15 protein-coding genes are annotated in these 19,887 nt (G+C 58.0%); 2 read left to right on the top strand and 13 right to left on the bottom strand.

What is annotated here, in order from left to right:
- Positions 1–157: 157 nt before the first annotated feature.
- Positions 158–1,483 (bottom strand): O-antigen ligase family protein, encoded by a 1,326-nt coding sequence (locus ACTOXK_RS06760; protein WP_482276660.1) that lies wholly within the window; start codon positions 1,481–1,483, stop codon positions 158–160.
- A 311-nt stretch (positions 1,484–1,794) separates the two neighbouring features.
- On the opposite strand from ACTOXK_RS06760, the gene ACTOXK_RS06765 reads away from it, so the two are divergent.
- Positions 1,795–3,264, top strand: a complete 1,470-nt coding sequence (locus tag ACTOXK_RS06765; protein ID WP_482276659.1) for an ATP-dependent nuclease — start codon at positions 1,795–1,797, stop codon at positions 3,262–3,264.
- Between the two features lie 120 nt (positions 3,265–3,384).
- Here the strand turns inward: ACTOXK_RS06765 and ACTOXK_RS06770 are convergent, their stop codons facing one another.
- The 8 genes from ACTOXK_RS06770 to ACTOXK_RS06805 form a co-directional block, all read right to left on the bottom strand.
- Positions 3,385–4,752 (bottom strand): reverse transcriptase/maturase family protein, encoded by a 1,368-nt coding sequence (locus tag ACTOXK_RS06770; RefSeq protein ID WP_482276658.1) that lies wholly within the window; start codon positions 4,750–4,752, stop codon positions 3,385–3,387.
- 541 nt (positions 4,753–5,293) lie between these two features.
- Complete coding sequence (locus ACTOXK_RS06775) at positions 5,294–6,040, bottom strand: hypothetical protein (protein WP_482276657.1); 747 nt, start codon at positions 6,038–6,040, stop codon at positions 5,294–5,296.
- A 237-nt stretch (positions 6,041–6,277) separates the two neighbouring features.
- The gene (locus ACTOXK_RS06780) at positions 6,278–7,648 is read right to left on the bottom strand and encodes an ImmA/IrrE family metallo-endopeptidase (protein WP_482276656.1); all 1,371 of its coding nucleotides are present in this window, start codon (positions 7,646–7,648) and stop codon (positions 6,278–6,280) included.
- Position 7,649: 1 nt separating this feature from the next.
- Positions 7,650–7,964: a helix-turn-helix domain-containing protein gene (locus ACTOXK_RS06785; RefSeq protein ID WP_482276655.1), complete on the bottom strand. Its 315-nt coding sequence runs from the start codon at positions 7,962–7,964 to the stop codon at positions 7,650–7,652.
- A gap of 198 nt (positions 7,965–8,162) precedes the next feature.
- Entirely contained in the window at positions 8,163–10,061 is a 1,899-nt protein-coding gene (locus ACTOXK_RS06790) for a glycosyltransferase family 2 protein (protein WP_482276654.1), read from the bottom strand.
- Between the two features lie 8 nt (positions 10,062–10,069).
- Positions 10,070–11,317 (bottom strand): CDP-glycerol glycerophosphotransferase family protein, encoded by a 1,248-nt coding sequence (locus tag ACTOXK_RS06795; protein WP_482276653.1) that lies wholly within the window; start codon positions 11,315–11,317, stop codon positions 10,070–10,072.
- Positions 11,318–11,327: 10 nt separating this feature from the next.
- Positions 11,328–12,350 carry an alcohol dehydrogenase catalytic domain-containing protein gene (locus tag ACTOXK_RS06800; protein WP_482276652.1) on the bottom strand — a complete coding sequence of 341 codons (1,023 nt, stop codon included), beginning with the start codon at positions 12,348–12,350 and terminating at the stop codon, positions 11,328–11,330.
- 4 nt (positions 12,351–12,354) lie between these two features.
- On the bottom strand, positions 12,355–13,059 hold the full coding sequence (locus tag ACTOXK_RS06805; RefSeq protein ID WP_482276651.1) for an IspD/TarI family cytidylyltransferase: 705 nt from the start codon (positions 13,057–13,059) through the stop codon (positions 12,355–12,357).
- A 189-nt stretch (positions 13,060–13,248) separates the two neighbouring features.
- Here ACTOXK_RS06805 and ACTOXK_RS06810 point away from each other — a divergent pair, with 189 nt between their 5' ends.
- Positions 13,249–14,376, top strand: coding sequence for a CDP-glycerol glycerophosphotransferase family protein (locus tag ACTOXK_RS06810; protein WP_482276650.1), 1,128 nt, complete (start codon positions 13,249–13,251; stop codon positions 14,374–14,376).
- 111 nt (positions 14,377–14,487) lie between these two features.
- Here ACTOXK_RS06810 and ACTOXK_RS06815 read toward each other — a convergent pair whose 3' ends face one another.
- From ACTOXK_RS06815 to ACTOXK_RS06830, 4 genes are all read right to left on the bottom strand, one after another.
- A complete protein-coding gene (locus ACTOXK_RS06815) occupies positions 14,488–15,243 on the bottom strand; it encodes an ABC transporter ATP-binding protein (protein ID WP_482276649.1) in 756 nt (251 codons plus the stop codon).
- Positions 15,233–16,051 (bottom strand): ABC transporter permease, encoded by an 819-nt coding sequence (locus tag ACTOXK_RS06820; protein ID WP_482276648.1) that lies wholly within the window; start codon positions 16,049–16,051, stop codon positions 15,233–15,235. Before ACTOXK_RS06820 ends, ACTOXK_RS06815 begins: the two co-directional genes overlap by 11 nt.
- A 179-nt stretch (positions 16,052–16,230) precedes the next feature.
- Complete coding sequence (locus ACTOXK_RS06825) at positions 16,231–17,247, bottom strand: MraY family glycosyltransferase (RefSeq protein ID WP_482279205.1); 1,017 nt, start codon at positions 17,245–17,247, stop codon at positions 16,231–16,233.
- A gap of 142 nt (positions 17,248–17,389) precedes the next feature.
- Positions 17,390–19,858 carry a PASTA domain-containing protein gene (locus ACTOXK_RS06830; protein WP_482276646.1) on the bottom strand — a complete coding sequence of 823 codons (2,469 nt, stop codon included), beginning with the start codon at positions 19,856–19,858 and terminating at the stop codon, positions 17,390–17,392.
- Positions 19,859–19,887: the final 29 nt, after the last annotated feature.

Here is a 19,887-nt window from a genome sequence, read left to right on the forward strand (position 1 = left end):
CAGCCATTCCGATTCAGTATCGCCGCCCCGCAATCTCGCACGCACCTTCCGCAAAAGTTTTCGACCAAACCGTTGATTACAATCGTGAAGTTACTATACAAGAAAAATGCCTGTTCGCATAGAAATTCGCCAAAAGGCATAGAGTCCTAACATGGAGTCAACGGGAAAGTATCCTGGTGTTAGAAACCCTGTCGACCACTCCTTTGGAGCGCCTCGTCCCAAGCACGGTTCCCCAATAAAAGGCGAGCGCCACGAAGAGGGGCCACGCTATGGTAATGAGCGATTCCATGAGGCCAATGACGAAAAAGCACGCCACTACAGCGGCAAGCACCGCAACTGAGTAAACCCTGCGATACCGATAGAGGGCATGTACGGCAACTCCCATAAGAGCGACGCTGAGTACAAACCCCGCCACACCTCCAGTCAGCCACAAGTAAAGGAGAAAGCTGTGCGGATCGCTGTAGGGAATTCCCTCAACTACAATGTCGAATCGAATGGACGAACCGTAGCCAATTAGCACGTGCTTGCCAGTCATGAGATCCAGCACGCTATCCCAAATATACGTCCGCCCCGTAAACGTCAAAGTCTTCCCCAAAATCCCTTCGATTAGTGGGGCAAAAAGCCTTCGAACAGGGCCGACCATGATGAGCAGCGATAGCGCCCCGAACACCATCGTGCAGCTGATCCCGTTGACGAGGGAGCGCGCGCCACGGAACTGCACGGCCACCATTAAAACGGCCAATACAAATAGGGCGGCCACCGATGTGGCAGAGTACGATATGAGACATTGCAAGGCGGCCACAATATACAGCAGAACGCTCCTCGCCGAGCAACGACGCCCCGCGAGCGCATCCAGCACCAACGATGCCCCCACCGACGGCAACGCAACATAGATAGATGAGTTCTTATGCCCGTAGAAGTTCAAAAGCGCTCTCGTTTTGCGATCCATGAGATGCGGCCACAGGAGCACCGACACTAGATTGATAACAGAGAGTGTTCCGGCCACCACCACGATGGCCCACAGCAGCTCTCGCATCTTCGAGCGATGCGCCGCATAGGCCACAAGCAGCACTGCTACAGCGAGAGGAACCCAATCGTAGAACCACTGGGTGTAAATCCATAGGCGACCGAATCCCTCATTCACCGCTGTCGTAAAAAACATGAACGTCACGATGGCTATGGCAAGCAGCGTAAAGTGATCCTTCGGAACTTTCAAAACATAGAGAACTGCCACGATGATCGCCGCGACAACCTGCAAGACGAGGTACGCCTTCCCAAAGAGCGGAGATATCACATGACGCAATCCCACCGGCTCGAAGAAGGGAAACAGGAGCGCCGCGAATATGGCAACAAACTTCCAGTCAGCCCAAGGAAAACGGCGATGCAGCGGATCGAACACCTCGACTTCAAGCCAGACAACGACCGTATCCAGCCCACGATAGGCCGCCTCTCGGCCCGAGCGCAGCAGCAAGTCGATCGTCATATCCTCCGCATTTCCTTTCCACGGCCCATCCGGGCACGCCGGCACCCCGCCAACAAACCAATGCGTCCCATAATACCGCGAGAGCAGAACAGGGAAAACTGTGACTCCGCCACAAGCACACCTTCGACAAAGCAATAGAGAGCAGTACGCTGAAACCCAACATGACCTATAGCACCATTTCGCTCAGACCTGATGTCGCGAAATGGATGTTTTAGGACGACTCGCGAGGTGTTCATTGTAGAGATGAGCCAACGAGTGTTTTGTGCTAGCATATTTTTAATGGCAATTGATGCCAATCAGGAGAAAAGTCAGTGAGCAGCATCACGATCAGCAAACTCAAGGGAATCGAGCACCTCGAGTTCCAAATACCAGATAAACCTGGAGTCTATCTGCTAGTAGGCAAAAATGGATGTGGGAAAAGCACTTTGCTCACATGCTTGCATCGAATCGGCTTTTCGAACGCTTTCCCGAATGGCTTACCATGTGCCGAGGGTTCTAGCAAAGTCGATCAATACGCCGACAGTCAAATTACTTACCAGTCTCCCGAAGGAAAAATCGTCTATGGCCGACGCCGCCAAAGATGGATCCCCTCGCCATACAAACGAGCAAAAGAGGTGCTCGACGGGTTTGGCTTCAGGAGAACAATTTACGCACAAGCAGGCCAGAGCCGACTTCGAGTAACAGCCGATGATATTATGGGCGGAAACCTTTACGAGGCTGAAGCATTTATCAGGGAGACGCTAAATGATATCTTCGACGAGACGAAATACTCCTATTTGCAAAGATTGGCAAAAACGCGCGGTAGACACTCAAAGGAAGATCCCTACCTGCTGATGGAACCGAGCGGTTCGTGCTATTCGGAAAAACGCTTCAGTTCCGGCGAACTCGCCCTCTTACGGCTTATTGGTGAGCTGCAAAACCTTGAGCCTCGCAGCCTGATATTGCTTGATGAAGCCGAACTCGCACTGCACCCGGAAGCGCAACGGAAGCTTCTATCCGTCTTAAAGAGTCATGCAGAAGAGGGCGACTTGACCATTTTGGTGGCGACGCACTCCACGACCCTTATCGCCAACGAGCCCGCCGAGCAAATCTATTTGTTGAAAGAGCAGGAACCTGGAAATATTCAGGTTGTTCATCCTTGCTATCCAGCCGACGCCATGGAAAGCGTAGATGTTTTCGATAGCGTTTTGGGCGATTATCTCATTCTTGTAGAGGACGAGATGGCCCAAGGGGCCTGGCGAGCTATGTGTAAACGCACCTTAGCTGAGCAAGAAGATATAATTCCTTTTCAGTACAACGTACTTCCTGTAGGCGGTTACTCCGAAACAGCAAAACTGGCGCGGCGAATCAAGGATACACTACCCGACCACACCACCGTGAAAGCCGTGCTCGACGCTGATGCCTTTAATAGCAATTCATCGGTTCTTGAGGAGATAATGGAGAAGGATCCGGAATTAGTGCACAACCTTGGCTTCACGCCAGAGGTTGCATTTATCGAGGTGATCGAGAAAAACCGCAAGAAACTTGAGTCGGAGTGTCAGTCCACCTTCGGCAGAAGTCTTCGCTCAATTCTGTCCTCTCCAGAATACGCTGAACATGAGAAAACGAGGAATCCAAGAAAAGTCGCGAAAAAGAAGTTCGAAAACATCGTGTCCGGCCTGGTCAATCCAATGCTCCTGTCAGAGAGAAGCGTCGTACAGCATGAAGTGATACCGATGATTGTCGCGCTAATGCCGCTAGAGGCAATATCGGCAACAGTTCGACAAGTATGTCGCAAGTAACTTTTAGTTTTGAGGTATTCGCGAAACAATGAAAAGTGCGCCGGAGAAACCGAGCAGGTCGACTTCTCCGGCGCATAGAGGCCACACTATTTCGCAATCCGCGTTCCTTTCATGTGTTGCCTAGCAATCAGAGTTTCCGGTACGCTTGACACCATTTTGGAAGTCTCTGCGAGAACGTGCTCGTATTTTTCTTTTATGGCGCCTCACATCATTCAAAATCGGGTCGCTTTCAAAAATCTTCGCTGCTCTGTGGGCGTAAGTCAGAAAGTTGCCGCCACGACGTCCATTAGGATTATGAAGGAGAGAGGTGCTTCGCCCCCAATCGCTAATAGCAACGTAGAGCCGTCGCACTCTTTTTCGAGAAGGCCGTTCCCCTCCCCCGAACGCTCGCCGCACCTTCCGGTAGGAGCGCCGATAGTACCTGCCAACGGTCGATTGCCTCATGCGCACCACACCGCCATCGAAGCAAAAACCCAGATAGTCAATTTGGCTCCCATGCGACGCTGCTCTCATGGGACGCAGGCAGGAATCAATCCTCGTGACAATTCCGTCCTCAACGCAATACCCGAAGGTCTTTTCAGGATGAAGCATAACGCCCGGAACCCCTGATTGCTTGATCCCATTCATTAGTTTCCTGTACCCCTCTGCGGTAGGAGCAGCAACGATAAAGTCGTCGGAATAGCGCATGTACAGACCCGACACATTTTTCGCTATCTCCTCAATCTTTGCGTCAAACTCAAGCATGTAAATGTTTGCGAGCACTCCACTAACCGGGAGTCCCTGGGCAATTCCGAGGCCGCTCTCTTTCCAAGGATGAGTGACGCACTCCTTGACCGTGCTTTTAAATTCCTCGCGCGAAAGAACAACCGCTTTCTTATTAAGCTTCTGAATCCCCTTTCGCGTCACCGGGAGTTTGTGTCGAGCCAGCAGATCATCTATGGGCCATACTGCATACTTCGTAGCGCTCTTCAGGATGCGATAATAATCATCTGGTATTTTATTGTCATCAAATAATGATCGCATCATTCTCTTGAGATAGCCATGGTCCAACGTCTCAAAAAAGCTCTTGAAGTCTCCAACTGCAACCCAGCACTCCCTCTGCTCACGTATATACGAAAAAGCTTCGCAAGCATAATTGCAGTTTGACATCCCAGGATGATTAGTTCGATAGGCGATCGATACCCCATCGATGCCGGCATTATACGCCCTAATGTTGTAAAGGTCATTGAGCAGGGCAGTGTAGTATTGGTAGATGCATCTATCCAAATGGGCGGCGTAACGAATAGGACGCGGATCTTTATGAGGCACTCCCTCCCGCCATTTTATCCTACGCACCTCTTTGCCAATAAAGGGGTAAAACGAATGGCGAGCCACCCATTGAGGATCCGAAACCAAGTCATAGCAAGAAGCCAACGACACACGATGGTCGAAATGTGCATACCCTCTTACGGAGTAGGGCATTTTCAAGCGAGAGAGGGGAATCTTCATACCGTTATCCTGCCCGGCAGGCCGATCTATCAAGGGGCGGCGTCCATTTCGAATCGGCCTGCCTACATATACGACCCGGCATAAAGCCAAAGTCCGTACTCACGCGCAAAGGCGCGAGCAGCCGCCTTTCGGGTCAAGCCCGTTCCTGCAATCTTCATCTGCGGTACAATTGCCGAAGACGAAGGGAGCATCACCATGAGTTTCACTGTGTTACACATTTGTGCCATACAGCTAGCTGATGGAGATTTCGTAGACACAGTTCGAAGTGTGTTTACGATAATGCTCTTCCGCTACGGCCAATTCCGCAGCGCACAATCATGATACCACTCCCTGTTAATCAGTGTGGTCGTCAGCATATCGTTGGGGGCATCTTTCACAAGCTGATTGCACGTCACACAACTATTTCTTATTCCGACGACCAGCCCATGCGCGACGCAATTCCATTCCCCTTGCCGACAGAGCAAAAGCCAAAGAAGCCGAAGACGGAGGATCATCCTCGCCAGTAACAATCATTAAAGCCTGCAAGGCGCCTACTTGTACGCTACAGCCCTAGGATTCCATTTATACGGGCGAGTTCTAAAATCCTAACCAACTTTCCAACAGGGTTCTTTCGCTCGTTTTTGTAAAGAGTCTCGAAAACAGTGAGATACGCCTTCAGCAACCCGTAGACGGCGAAACCTACGGCAAGGATCATTGTCGCAGCATCGCCAGGTGACAGATAGCCAATAAGCACCTGCACCAGAGCAAAGGCCACTGCGAGACCGACCGCCCCTTCAACCGCAAATGTACTAGCAATTGCTTCACTCCTTTCAGCCAGAAACGCATCTCTCCTCCGAACGCACAGCTCATAAAGAGCCACCCTTTGCCGTACAGAAAGGGCGTGTTCATTCATATAGTTCTCAACGATATGAAGATCTTTTTTCCACCTCATCGCTTCGTACTCCGCATATTGGGGAGTCTCCCTCATAAGATCGATCTCATGACCTACTAAACGAATCAGAACAAACACCGATATCGCAAGAATAGGAATCAATACGCGAAATACGATACCCTCTCTTTCTGGGAACACAGTTCCCAAGGGCAGTCCGAACAATGCCCCACAGATAATACTGCAAAGCGACGCGAAAATAGAAACGCAAATTAGTTCCTTCATCAAGCCCGTTATTGGCTCATACTGATTCTCTACCCGACCCCACAAATAAGCGCTCAACCGACTTGTGGGCTCAGTGGCCACCAACTTTTGGTTCAGCTCTTTGATGCTCTCCATGTCAATCTGCAAACCTGTCACCTCCATCCACCTTTAATCCCCGCAAAGACGATCCCGGCATTCGCATCTCGTCGCCAGCTTTTCTAATCGTACAAAACTTCGCCCGCATCGCACGAACAACGCCCATCAAATGACTGGATTTTCACGACAGATAATAAGATGGTCGCGCGCCCCTATGCAATGCCACGTCACAAGAGCGTCAGAAGTGTGCCGTTGCGGCGGTTTTGATACCTACCCACATTATTGCCCTGCTCGAGGCTAGAGCAGGCTGCCCGTAAATATCGCATGGGCTTTGAGCATCTCTTTATAGTAAAGATCGTAAAGAGCGTCTCGATTCCCCGTTTCATCTGCTTTGCCGAGAGCATCTTTGTACAGATCCTTTGTTTCGTCAGTGAAAAGAACCGGGGGAAGACCCCTTCTCAAGAACATTAAGTTTGCAAACGCTCTCAACGAACGACCATTACCGTCCCGAAATGGGTGCACGACAGTAAGGCCATGATGGATATCCAAGACGCGCTCAAGGTACTCGCTCGGTAGCAAAGAATCGCTATTAGCCACAAATGCGTCAATCTCCTTGCCCTTGAAATACATCTCTTGAACCACGCGACGATAGTCCACTGTCTCGAACTTGCCCCCAAGAACGAAAGTGTTTGCCTGCCGAAATGCGCCACCAAATTCCGGATGCCTCGCTGCCGAGAATAGGAGCTTGTTGATCTCTGTTGCATCATAGATTACCAACGGGCCGGCCGACATCGCCTTCCTAAAGACCCAGTCGTAAGCCGATGCCAAGCCCGCCACCTCAACAATGTTTTGGTTTTCTTCACTGTAAAACTTACTACGGCTGCCGTTCAATCTCAAGTCAACGACTATTTCCGCAGCAAGCTCCCTCTCGACGACCACGCCTTCCATTCGACTATCGTGAAATACATACTCTGTTTCAAATATCTGCTTCGTTTGGGGCGAGGGCTCCACTCTCAGAAACAGCTCTGAGGCGTCGTACAATTGACGATACAGGGGAACGTCGCTCAGGCCCAATTCAGCTCGATGGGCCATAGGACCAAACTCGCTGCGCCTCTGCCTCAGCGCAGCCCCAGTGACATCGCCATCAATGACATGGAAATCGAAGGCAAGTCGATTCAGACACGCCGCGAAACTAACACCGAAATAATCGGCTATCTTCAAGGCGCTCTCGAAGCTTACAAAACCGTTGACCTTATATTCGTCCACCTGCTCACGAAAGAGCGATGATGGCATGAGCAGCGCCGCAGCGAATGCCTCGGCATAGCGCTCGATGTCATTGTCCAATGCAGTCGAGCACATATAACCTGTATCAGCATCTTTTATGTGATGACACAGTTCGTGAGAGGCAGTGTATCGCTGGCGCGTTACAGGACGATTCGCGTTAATGCCTACCACGGGCGCATCGTCATCGCCCTCGGCAGGAATATATACACCCTCGTAATTCGAAAAGTTCCGAAAAGAGAACACTATGCCCATATCCCGGAGAATCTCAAAAGGATTCACCGGGATAGAAGGCTCTTGTCCAGAATAATAGTCAGAAATAAAAGCCTCGGCCAGCTGTTCCGGAGAGGCTCCATCCCGCGCCATGCGCGCATAATCAACAGTCAACTTAGCCTCGAGCTTTCACCGCACGCTTGAACTCCATCAAATTGAGAATCTCTCTTTGGTCCTCTTCATCAAGCTGGTCAAAGCATCGCGCAAAAACTTGGCTGGGAGCTGCAGCCGCCCTGCCATGCAAAAGTTCGTCAACCGAAACAAGAAACAGCTTACTCAGGTCATCGAGCTCTTTGGCAGAAACCTTCCGACGTCCCGCCTCGATATCTGCAACTGCAGAACGACCGATGCCAAGGTAGTCCGCAACATATTGTTGAGAGAGATGGAGCTTCGTTCTCGCAGCTTTTATACGTACGCACAACTCAGACATACTTCCTCCTTCACTCTGTCTGACGATCATCTCATACTATGCTGAATTTAACAACACTTCTTGTCTGAATTTCCGACAATAGGAGATTGTCATCAATTCGCATAGAACAGATGTCCATCACGCAATGAGGGGCATTCTAAATGAGAGAGTTACCTTAAATGGTGCATTTTCGGTACACAATAGCATATAAGACACCTGCTACACCGACCTTGTGCAAGTTGCCTCCACTTCCCCATTGAACAGATCGGCGAAGTCCAGGAGGCTCTTTTCGGGCATGGGGCTGTAGGTGGCGAAGTCGTCGGTGGGCGCGATGATCTTCTTGGCAGCGCAGAAGAGCATCTTGTGGCGCCGGGAGCCGAAGCTTACGACCTTGCCGTGTTTTCCGGCGTGCGGAGCCTTCTGGCCGGGACGCACAGCATAGTAGCGCATCACGCCATCGTCTCGCTGGCTATCGTGCTCGAACCGGGATCGCACCTCTTCCGAGCCGTCGGGCCCATCCGCATACACCCAGATATCCGCGCCTTCGGCAAGACGACGGATCAAGCGGCGGTCGAGGCGCGTCTTCCAGCGGGGCACGCGGCCGTCGAGCTGCCTCAGAGCAGCGTCGCGGGACTTCCCCTCCACGCGATCCACCGTTATCCGGGCCTTTCCCACGTCGAGCCGCACCCGCCAAGGACCGACGATGCGCATATGGCGCAGGGCATAGGCCGACCGGGCAAGCTCCTTGACCGACCACGCCAAGGGAATGCTCGTTCCATTCAAGCGCAGATCGAGCCAGACATTCTCGCTCCCGCCCAAGCCACAAGCGAAGGAGAAGAAAAAGGAGCGACCCAATCTTACAGCGGCCGTCGGGCAGCCCTCCACCGATTCCTCCAACGCTAGGGCATCGGCGGTGCCGCCGCGATCATCCTTGCGGAGACGCCGGCACAGCAGCAGCTCCACCGACCCGTCCCACCCGGCGAAGAACGGGGACGTCAGCACACCGGACACGTGCAGCGCCCCATCGCGCACCGCGACCCGCGTCAGCGCCACGTTTGCGCAATCGGCAGCGAACACAGGGGCGCCCTCCCGCGTAACCGCCAGCACACTGGGCGCGGCATGCCACACCAAGGATTCGCGGCGCTTCAAGCTCAGCACGAACAGCCGATGGCCATCCCGCAGGTTGGGGTGACGCAAAATCAGATCGTCATCCACCCGATCGAGCAGCCGCGCCAGGCGACCCAGGGCCTCGTCGTAGGCCGTCCCTTCCCGGTGCGTCGGCAGGGCGATGCCCGCCTTCAGCTTCCACGACAGATCGTTCACGAGCAGACCCTGGATATAGGGAGGCACCCCCTCGCCATAGCGCCCGAAGAAATCCTCGAACAGGGCCATGTTGTTGTCGTAGAGGTTCTCCGGCTGGCGCAATGCCGTAGACGCTCCCTCGTCGCTGCGCATCCACCGATACTCGGCCTCGGCACAGAAGCCGAGTTGCATGGTGCGAGCGAGCACGTCGGTGCAGTACTTCTCGTCCTCGTGCACGATAACGCCGTTCGCGGGCGCGAAATCGAAAAGGACGTTCTCGGCAAAGCGGTTGCGCACGGCTACGTTCATGGTAGCCTGGGCGATGGCGGCGTTCTCGGGCAACGCCAGATCGTACACCCCCGTCTCGCGCAGCACGTCATAGCGATGGTGCAGGCGCTGACGCTTCCCGTCGCGAATGGAGACGATGGGGTAGGTGACGAGTTCCACCTCGTCACCGCACTGATCGAAGAAATCCGCAACATTTTCCAGAGTTTCGGAGCTCAGTGTGTCATCTGGGTCGAGAAAGAACAAGTAGCGCCCCTGGGCCGCCCCAATGCCCGCATTGCGCGCCGACGACACGCCGCCGTTGGGCTGGACAATGACCCGCACCCAAGGACGATTCTCAGCGAAGGCGCGACACAGCGATGCCGATTCGTCGGTGGAGCCGTCGTCCACAAACAGCACCTCGAGACGATCTTTATCGATGGTCTGGCCATCGAGGCACATAAAACAGCCCTCCAGATAAGGGGCTTTGTTGTACACGGGAACGATCACCGATGCCGTGGGGCGCATCTCCGCCATTGCCTCCGAAGCCACCGCTCCCCCTAACTGCGCGTCGCTGCGCGCCGAATATCCTCGCCGAACACCTCTTCAATGATGCGGTCGGTCGCATGGCCGTCGCAGGCACTCATGAACCGCTCGCGGAAGGCTTGCACTTCCCTTGGGTCGAAATCCGCGAAGGCTTCCTCGAGCGCAGAGACCACCCCTTCGGTCGTCGTGCACACGGGGCCCGGGGTCAGCGCGTCGTAATCGTAGTAGAAGCCGCGCCAATCGGTGTACTCGTCTTGGTCGTAGGCGAAGAACACCATAGGGCGCCCGAAGAGGGAATATTCAAAGACGAGCGAGGAATAGTCGGAGATGACCGCATCGGCACTGCACAGCAACTCGTTAATGGGCAGCTCGCATGTCACATCGAAGGCGAAATCGCGGCAATCTGCGGGAATGGGCGGCAACTCGCGCACGAACGGGTGGTGTTTGATAACCAGCACCGAATCGGCTCCGAAGGCATCTCTCATGGCCGCAATATCCAGCTCGGCAGGCCCCTCCGCCTGGGCCACACGGCCTCGGAACGTGGGGGCGTACACGATAACGCGCTTGCCCGCCGCAGCCGGCACCGCCTCCAGCAGCTTGCGACGGCTTTCAGCGAGGTAATCATCGTCGAAGAACACATCGGTGCGGCTCACACCCACAGGGCGCACGATGCCGGGCCTGTCCTGCAGCACCATGGCCTCTTCGTAGGCCCATACCACTTCAGGGCTGCTCACCGTCACCAGGGACAGATTCTCGTAAAAGGGGTGGCGCAGAATCTCATCCCGCGACCCGCCGAAGATGAGATCGGCTGTGGACATGCCCCACTTCTTGAAGGCACCGCAACCGTGCCACAGCTGGACGGCAGTCGTCTCCGATCGCAGGGGCACGCAGCTCACCACGTTCGACGCATCGCTCAGAAACACATACTGGGCCGTGGCCAAATCCTCTACGAAGGCGATGCAGTTCTTGTAGTATTGGCGCAGACGCACCCGCGTCTCCCCCAACGACACGAATTCCAACTTCAATGAGGGAACCCGGGAAAGGCGCTCGTAGAGCACCTCGAAGCTCTCGGGCAGCGTCGCCTCTTTGTTCTCGAGGAAGATGACCTTGCCCTCCTCCACGGGCCCACGGGCCGCGCGGCGATAGGCCCGGGGCAGCACTTGGAACAGCAGCATGTCCTTGGCAAGCATTCGAGCCCGATGGAGCAGAGCGCCCTTCGCGCGCCGGGGCAGCGACTTCGCTTCCTTCTCTTCCGCACTCACAAGATGCCCCCTACAAATTCCATTGGATGACGGTCTTGCCCATGGGCTTGCGGATATCTGACTCGAAAGCCGCGGCGATGTCGGCGATCTGCGTGGCCTCGCTCACGCTGCACACGAGCGCCGCCAGGTATTCCAGCACCTCGGGGTGATCGCGGTACAGCTGCACCGTAGCCTCGAAGTCATCCCGACCGCTGCGGCTGCTGCCGAACAGGCGCAGGCCCTTCTCCAGCACCATGCGCGTGTTGATGGGCACATTGTTCTCGGACACACCGAGAAGCGATACGGTGCCCTCGGGGTTGATACGGTCGATGATCTGCTCGATGGCTGCCACCGACCCCTCGCCGCCGGCGCACTCGAAGGCGTGATCCACCAGGGCAACGCCGCTCACGTCATCCACGAGATGGGTCTCATCGGCAAAGGTGAAATCGTGCAGCTTGGAGGCGTTGCGACCGAACACCACGATCTTCGCATCGGGGTAGCGCAGATGCAGCAGCAGCGACACGATGAAGCCCATATTGCCGTCACCCCACACGCCCAGGCGCTCACGGCGCCCGTGGGCCATGGCATCGAAGCGGGAGATGGCATGGGTGGCCACGCTCACGAGTTCCGTAAAGGCCGCCACCTCTCGGTTCACGTCCTGGGGCAGACCCACCACGCGCTCGGGGGGAAGCACCACGGTCTCCTGCATGAAACCGTCGAAGCCGCTGCCGCAAAACCGGCTCGATCGCAGGTAGTTCTCGGCAATGAACTCGTCGGTTTCCACGGGGGCGTTCGGCAGCATAACCACGGCATCGCCCGGTTGGAACGTGCCGGTATCATCGCTGACCACGCGGCCGATTCCCTCGTGGATGAGGGCCATGGGCAGCTTCTTGGCAAGCACTTCCTTGCTGCGCGTGCCCTGGTAGTAGCGCTGGTCGGCATTGCAGATGGACAAGTGCGTGGGCCGCACGACTACCTTCCCCGCCGTGTCTTGAGACACCACGACGGGCTCGAAGGTGCGCGGGGCGACCAGGCGGTAGACCGTATTCAGCATGGCCCTACGCCTCCAGCATGGCTTCGGCCACGCGCAGGTCCTGCGGGTACGTGATCTTGATGTTCGACACATCGCCGCGCACCAGGGCCACGGGCCGGCCGCGCAGCACGAAGGCCTTGCAGGCATCGGTGAGGATATCGCGTTCCTCGGCCGTAAGCGATGCCAGCATCTCCTTCAGGGCGCCCATGTTGAAGCTCTGGGGCGTCTGGCCCTGGTAGAGCACGCTGCGATTCGGAATGGCGGAGATCGTCTCCCCGTTCATGCTCTCGACGATGGTGTCGGTAGCCGGCACCACCGTATCGCAGGCACCGCAGCGCTCGGCGGCCTCGATGTTCTCCTCGATCATGCGCAACGACACGAAGGGGCGCACCGCGTCGTGGGTGACGATGATGTCGCCGACCCCTCCCCCGCACTCGTCTTCGAAGTAGCGGATGGCGTTCTCGATGGTATCGTTGCGGGCCGCACCCCCCGCCGTGACGGCCACGGCGCCGGCATACTGCGGGCAGTGGCGCTCGATAATGTCCCGCGTCTGCTGAACCCACGTTGCCGGACAGAGCACGAGCACCTTATCGAAGCACCCCGAGGCGCAGAACTTCTCCAGCGTATGCACCAAAATGGGCTTCTCCCCCAGGAAGAAGAACTGCTTCGGCTTATCCGGATTTCCCATGCGCACCCCGGATCCCCCAGCAAGAATAGCGGCGAAATACATGCATGCTCCTTTGAGAGGCTCGCGATCATTGGTTTTATCGTATCATTTTAGCACCGCGCCGTCGCACGTCGCTGACGCCCCGGCCAGATGCACAATGTGCACAGGGGCTGCCCGACACCGCGCTTGCGGAGGGCAACGCTGCGGCCTCGTGTTACCATAGCGTTACTGGTTCTTCTGAAAGGATTGCAGGTGAACGGAATTGTTGCAACCATAGGACCGCCCATCCTCAGCCTGCTCTACGGGCTCTTCTCGCTATTGCCCGTACGGCAGCGCATCGTCTGTATCAGCCGGCAAAGCGATAGCACGCCGGTCGACTTTCAACTCATCCGCGGCTACTGCGAGCAGCGCACGCCCCCGTGGGAGGTTGTCGTACTCGCTAAGCAGCTGCGCAACCTTCTCGCCTATCTGCCCGAAATGGTGCGTCAGACCTACTATATCGCCACGAGCCAAGTAGTGGTGCTCGATTCCTACTGCATCGTCGTGGGGCTTCTGCACGACCGCATCCGCGTGCCCGTTGTGCAGATCTGGCACTCTCTCGGCAATATGAAGCGCTTCGGTTACACCGCCTTCGGCACCGACGAGGGGCACTCCGAGGCAACGGCGCTCCTCATGCACATGCACGAGGGCTACGATGCCATCGCCATCTCGTCCCTCGGCTTCGCCGAGCCCTTCGCCGCAGCCTTCAACGTCGACCCCTCGGTTCTCTTCGAGGCACCCCTCCCCCATGTCGATCTCCTGCTCAGCGCCAACCACCGCGCCCAGCAACGCGAGGCGATCCTCGCCGCCTACCCGCAACTGCGTGGTCGCGAGACCATCGTCTACTGTCCCACCTTCCGCAAGCAACCGGCCGCCAATGAAGACGCTGCCACCCGGACCCTCCTGGATGCCGTCGATTTCTCACGCTACAACTTCGTCTACAAGCCCCATCCCGTCAGTCGGCAGATCATCGACGATCCTCGCGTCGTCACCATACCCGGAGGCGCCTTCGATGCCCTGTTCGTGGCCGACTACATCATCAGCGACTACTCCACGGTTATCTACGAGGCGGGGCTGCTCGATCTCCCCATCTACCTGTACGCCTACGATTGGGACAGCTACCGCGAGAAGCGCGGCCTCACCATCGATTTTGAACACGACGTGCCCGCTCTCTTCACCGACGACCCCCACGCCATCATGGACGCCATCGAAGCCGGCTCCTTCGACCATGCGACCTATGCCGCTTTCACCGCCGCCAACGTGGCGATCCCCGTTGAGGGCTTGTGCACCGAGCGCATCTGCGAGGCGATCATCGGGATGGAGAAACGGCGCAACAACTGAGCTCAGCGGCTGCGAGACGGCACACATCCGGGCTCGGCGGAACTGCAAGCGCAGGCCCCGGGGGCAAGGACACGGCGGCGCCTCTCGGCACGTTTGCCAAAATCGAGGCCCCTATTCGTGCCCCTCGTAGTAAGCGATGGCATCCTGAATACTGCCGTCGAACTTCATGGTGCCGGCATCGAGCACGATGCCGCGGGTGCAGAACTCCTGCGCGGCCCCCGACGAATGGGTGACGAAGAGCACCGTCACGTTCTCATCTTCCATGATCTCGCGCACCCGGGCGAAGCACTTCTGCTGGAAGCGCTTGTCGCCCACGGAGAGAGCCTCGTCCACGACAAGGATCTCCGGGTCGCTCGACACGGCGAAGGCGAAGCCCAGGCGCGACTTCATACCCGACGAGTAGGTGCGCACCGGCTGATCGATGTACACGCCCAGCTCAGCGAATTCCACCACCTTCGGCTCCAAAGCCGCAATTTGGTCGCTATCGAGCCCAAGGGCATGGCCGCGCAGGTGGATGTTCTCGCGCCCCGTGAGCGCCATATCGAATCCAGCGGTCAATTCCAAAAGCGCGCTCACACTGCCGTTCACCGTCACCGTTCCCGACGTGGGGAACGTCACGCCCGTGATCATCTTCAGCGCCGTCGACTTCCCTGCCCCGTTATGGCCGAGGAACGCCACGGCCTCGCCCTTGCGAATCTTGAAGGACAGGTCGTTGCTGGCATTCACCTTGGTAATGCCCTTGCGCTTCTCAGGAGCCCAGAACACGCTAAGGAACCGCTGGCGATCGTTCTCGAAGAGCTTGTAGGTCTTGGTGACGTGATCGAACTCGATGACCACTGGCGCCTGCTCGATGTTGCTAGAGGACATCAGCCACCTCCTCGTGGGTGCGGCGGTAAATCACCAGCGTGACGATGAGCGTGAGCGCAAAGACAATGGCGAACCCGACGACTGCCTCGGGCTTGTCCCAAATCCACATCTTATCGTACACCGCGCATCGGTACATCGTCACAATGAAAGTGATCGGGTTGAACATGAGGATGAACTCGACGATGGGCAGGTGCAGGTTGTACACGTTGAAGATAACGCCCGACAGCCAAAACAGCGGCGTGGAGAGCGTCTTCATGAGGTTCATGAAGTCCTTGCTGATGGCCGACAGCAAGCTCGTCACCAGCGAGAACATGTTGAAGAACAAGAACATGAGCATGAGCGCCACGGGCAACTGCAGCAGATAAAGGTCGAGCGGCTGCCCGCAGAGGAGGTACACCACCAACAATGCCAACACGAGGCCCAACTGGATGACGAAGGTGGAAATGCTGAAAATGGTGGGAATGCCCGAAAGGGGGAACTTGATCTTCGTCACCAAATAGGAATAGCGCTTGAAGATATTGATGCCCGTGCCAAGGATCTCCTGAATATAGAACCAGGGAACCAGACCGCCCATAAGCCAAAGGATATAGGGCACATCCGAACCGGTCTGATCCCCGCTGCGCAGGCCCACTTCCAAGGCGAACCAGAACACCAGGATGTACACAGCCGGCTTCGCGAAGAACCAAAGCGGCCCGAGCACCGCGCCTGCCGACACCTTCTTCAGGTCGAACAGGCCCAGGCTCATGATTTGCTTGCGCCAATCCCACTGTTCTTTGAGTATCTTTGAGAGAGTGCTCACGATCCTCATTTCTCGCGACTTGCAACGCAAGGCTTTATTTTACCATTGCTTCGCCCCCGCGACCGCGACCCTCCACGATTCTCCAACGGTACCGAGAAACAGCATCGGCGCCCCATACTCTTGTTCAGCGAAAAGCGCGGAAAATGCCCACGTCGGGCTAGGTGACTCCGATTAAAGCGTCCGCTCCCCTACCGCCCGTGCTTGCCGTACCAGCGGGGCTTGTCCTCCTGACGGGTGTGGCGGCCGTGGTAGTGGTGGCGCAGGACCTGGTCGAAGATGCCGATCTTCCAGAGGATGAAGAACGATCCCGCGAGCATGATCATCATCATGGCCCACACCGCCACACCGTGGGTAGTGGACATGACCCAGGCGCCGATGCCGAGCAGGGCCGTCCAGGCGTACACGATGACCACGGACTTGCGCACGCCGTAGCCCTTGCGCAGGAGCATGTGGTGCAGGTGCTTGCGGTCGGCCTGCTGGATGGGCTTGTGGTGGTACACGCGCCGCACGATGGCCGCCGCGGTATCAGCGATGGGGATGGCGGCGATCACCACGGGCACCGCCAGCACGATGAGGGTCGGCGAGCGCATGACGCCCATGAGCGAGATGACGCCGATCATGGCCCCCAGCATGAGCGAGCCGGAATCACCCATGAAGATGCTCGCGGGAGCGAAGTTGTAGCGCAGGAAGGCCAACGTGGCCCCCAAGAGCACGATGGACAGCATGGCAGTCTCCTCGAGCCCCCGCCCGAAGGCAATGAGGAACAGGAAGAAGGACGCGATGGCTGCAATGCCCGCCGCCAGGCCGTCCAGGCCGTCGATGAGGTTGATAACGTTCATGAAGCACACGAGGTAGAGCACCGTGAGCGGGTAGGCGAACCAGCCGAACTGAATGAAGCCCGCCCCCAGGGGGTTGGCAATGCTCGACAGCAGAAGCCCCGAGGCCGCGATGACCGACGCGCCGATCACCTGGCCCAGCAGCTTTATCTTGGGAGGCAGCGAGTACACGTCGTCCAGAGCACCCACCAGCACCACCACTAAAAGGCCGGCCATGACGCCGGCGTGGTTGATGGTGCCGTGGGTAGGATGCACGTAGAAGCCGGCCCAGCCGAAGAGGAACTCGCCGGCCACCTCCACCAAAAGCGCCGCGGCAATACCGCAGGCCATGGCGATGCCGCCCATCCGCGGCACCGGGCGCTTGTTCACCCGGCGCGCATTCGGATAGTCAACGGCATCCAGACGTAGTGCGAGCCTTCTTGCCAACGGGACGCAGATGTACGTCACGGCGAAGGCAATCAGGCCCAGCACCAGAAAATGTCGCAGTGTTACTCCCACGCAGGCCGAGAGGTTAGAACTCGAGGCCCTGCAGCCACGTTGTCAGCTCCTCGAGAGCCTCGTCGGAGACACCCATGCGCTGCTCGCGCTCCTGGAGGTACTTCTCACGCTCCACGAACATGGCCAGCTGCGCGTCGCTGTACTCGGACAGCTCCACATCGCGCACCTCGACCACGCGCTTGGCGAAGTCGGGCAGCTTGTCGTTCATGGCGGTGATCTTCACCACATCGCCCGTATGGGGCGCCTCCACATAGTAGCCGTCGCCCAGGTACATGGCTACATGGTGCACATCGCCGTCGTCGGCGAAGAACAGCAGGTCGCCGGGGAGCAGCTCGGAGAAGGGCACCTCCACGCCCACCTCGCACTGGTAGTAGGTGGTGCGGGGCAGCTCGATGTTGAACACCTCGCGGTAGCAGTACTGCACGAGGCCCGAGCAGTCGAAGCCGGCCGGCGTGGTGCCGCCCCACAGGTAGGGCACCCCGAGGAAGGAGTTCGCCAGGGACGTGAGGTCGTTCAGGGTGCGGGCCTCGCGCACCGGCAGCGGGGCGCCGGCAGCAATGAGCTTATCGAAGCCGTCGAAGCGCTCGGCGTCGATGGCGTTCTGATGCTGCTGCATGGCCGTGTCCGCCGCGGGCACCGAGGGCTTCTCCAGGTACACGGGCACGTGGTAGAGCTCCTCGGCCCGGGCCATCTGCTGCTCCCAGGTGGCCAACGCCTGCTGGTACTCACTCGTGGCGTCCACGTAGGCCTCGTACTCGGCCACCAGGGCGTCGTAGGCCTCCTTGTCGGCCACGGGATCCAGGTACAGATCCAGACCGGTCACCTCGTCCTTGGCCGGCAGCACGAAGGTCTCGGTGAGCTCGTAGGTCAGCGGCACGTCGAAGCGGGTGAGGTCGTAGGTCTCGATGAGATCCTGCAGCTTCTCGGAATAGAAGATATCGGTGGCGTAGCGGCCCACGAGGAAGTCGCAGGCATCCACGAAGGTGTCGGTGTTCGACTTGCGGGCGCCGGCATAGAAGTCCCCCATGGAGTTGGACAGCAGGTCGGCGTAGTCGGACAGCGACTCGTCCACGGTGTCGTACTGGCGGAAGTCGGCCATGATGGTGTAGGTGGCGCCGGAGCCGTCGTCCTCGCGGGTGGCCAGCGACACCGAGCTGCCCTTGTAGGTGCCCTTGATGCCGAAGAGGTTGTTGTTGGGGGCCTGGGCCAGCTGGGAGTTGCCCGAGGCGGACTCCAGGATGGCCTGGGCGATCATCACCGAGGCGTACAGGTCGTTGTCGGCGGCGATGGTGCGGGCCGACTCGCCCACCAGCGAGATGAACTTCTCGGTGGTCAGGTCCTCGCTGTAGTGGCGGGCCACATAGGAGGAGTTGTCCATGTGGGTGAACGAGATGGAAGGCACCGTGACGGCCACCTGCTTGAGGGGCGTCTGGGCCTGGCCCTTGTTCACGGCGGCGGTGTGGCTGGAATCGGTGGTGCCGCCGGCCCCATCGGGCTTGGGCTTCTGCACGCCGGAATCCACCGGATTGCTCGGATCGACCGCGGGGGGCTCCGGCGTCTCAGGCTGGGAGGGCTTCTCGCCCTCGTCTCCGCCCGGCTTCTCGCCCTCATCGGGCTTCTGGTCGGGATCGGCGCCCTTGGAGATGGTGAACTGCACGGCCGCACCGTTGTCTACCACGGTGCCGGCGGCCGGCGAGGTGGCGATGACACGCCCGGCCTCCACCGTGTCGCTGAACTCGTAGACGGGCTTCTCGCTGGACAGGGTCAGGCAGGACGGGTCGAGGGCCGCCATGGCCTCTTCCAGCGTCATGTTCTTGAAATCGGGAACGGCCACCTTCTCGGTGCCCTTGGAGACGACGAGCTGCACCGTGTCCCCGGCGTTCACCGGGGTGCCCGCCGCGGGGTTGGTGGAGAGCACCGTGCCCTTGGGGGCCGTGCTGAACTCGTACTGGATATCATCGGAGAGGTTCAGGTGGGCCTCGGCGAGGATGCTCTTGGCCGCCTCTAGTGACTTGTCCACCAGGTTAGGCATCTCGAACTTCGTGGTGCCCTCTCCCTCGCCTTCGCCCTCGACGGGCTTGTTCTGGTCGGCCGGGGGCAGCGTGCCCTCGGGAGTGCCCTCCGGGGTCTCCGGGGCGGCCTCATCCGTGTCCTCGCCCTCGGTGGTGCCATTGCCGGTACCGTCGGACTCGGCGTCCTTTTCCGGAGCCGGCGGCTCCTCGGATGCGGCCTCGTTGCCGAGCGCCTCCTGGACGTCCTTGGCGTAGTCGGCCTCGCTGCTGTACTCGCCGTTGGCCTTGGCGTACTCCACGTCGGCGAGGGTCTTGCCCTCCTGGGTTGTGTCAGCCTCGCGAACGTGGCCGTCGTCGCCCTCGCCCTCGTCGGCGTGAGCGGTCTTATAATTAGCGGCCACGCCGCCCACCGGGGCAACGACGAGGGCGGCTGCCGTCAATAGCGAGACTGCGTTTTTCGATGAGGTCATCAATGCCTCCTCTTGTGTCATCATCTCTC

Source organism: Adlercreutzia sp. (assembly GCF_056795635.1).

What these genes read in the sequence shown, in the direction of transcription:
- ACTOXK_RS06760 (WP_482276660.1), bottom strand. Translation starts at nt 1,483, where the DNA reads ATGACGATCGACTTGCTGCTGCGCTCGGGCCGAGAGGCGGCCTATCGT.
- ACTOXK_RS06770 (WP_482276658.1), bottom strand. Translation starts at nt 4,752, where the DNA reads ATGAAGATTCCCCTCTCTCGCTTGAAAATGCCCTACTCCGTAAGAGGG.
- ACTOXK_RS06785 (WP_482276655.1), bottom strand. Translation starts at nt 7,964, where the DNA reads ATGTCTGAGTTGTGCGTACGTATAAAAGCTGCGAGAACGAAGCTCCAT.
- ACTOXK_RS06800 (WP_482276652.1), bottom strand. Translation starts at nt 12,350, where the DNA reads ATGCTGAATACGGTCTACCGCCTGGTCGCCCCGCGCACCTTCGAGCCC.
- ACTOXK_RS06805 (WP_482276651.1), bottom strand. Translation starts at nt 13,059, where the DNA reads ATGTATTTCGCCGCTATTCTTGCTGGGGGATCCGGGGTGCGCATGGGA.
- ACTOXK_RS06815 (WP_482276649.1), bottom strand. Translation starts at nt 15,243, where the DNA reads ATGTCCTCTAGCAACATCGAGCAGGCGCCAGTGGTCATCGAGTTCGAT.
- ACTOXK_RS06820 (WP_482276648.1), bottom strand. Translation starts at nt 16,051, where the DNA reads ATGAGGATCGTGAGCACTCTCTCAAAGATACTCAAAGAACAGTGGGAT.
- ACTOXK_RS06830 (WP_482276646.1), bottom strand. Translation starts at nt 19,858, where the DNA reads ATGACCTCATCGAAAAACGCAGTCTCGCTATTGACGGCAGCCGCCCTC.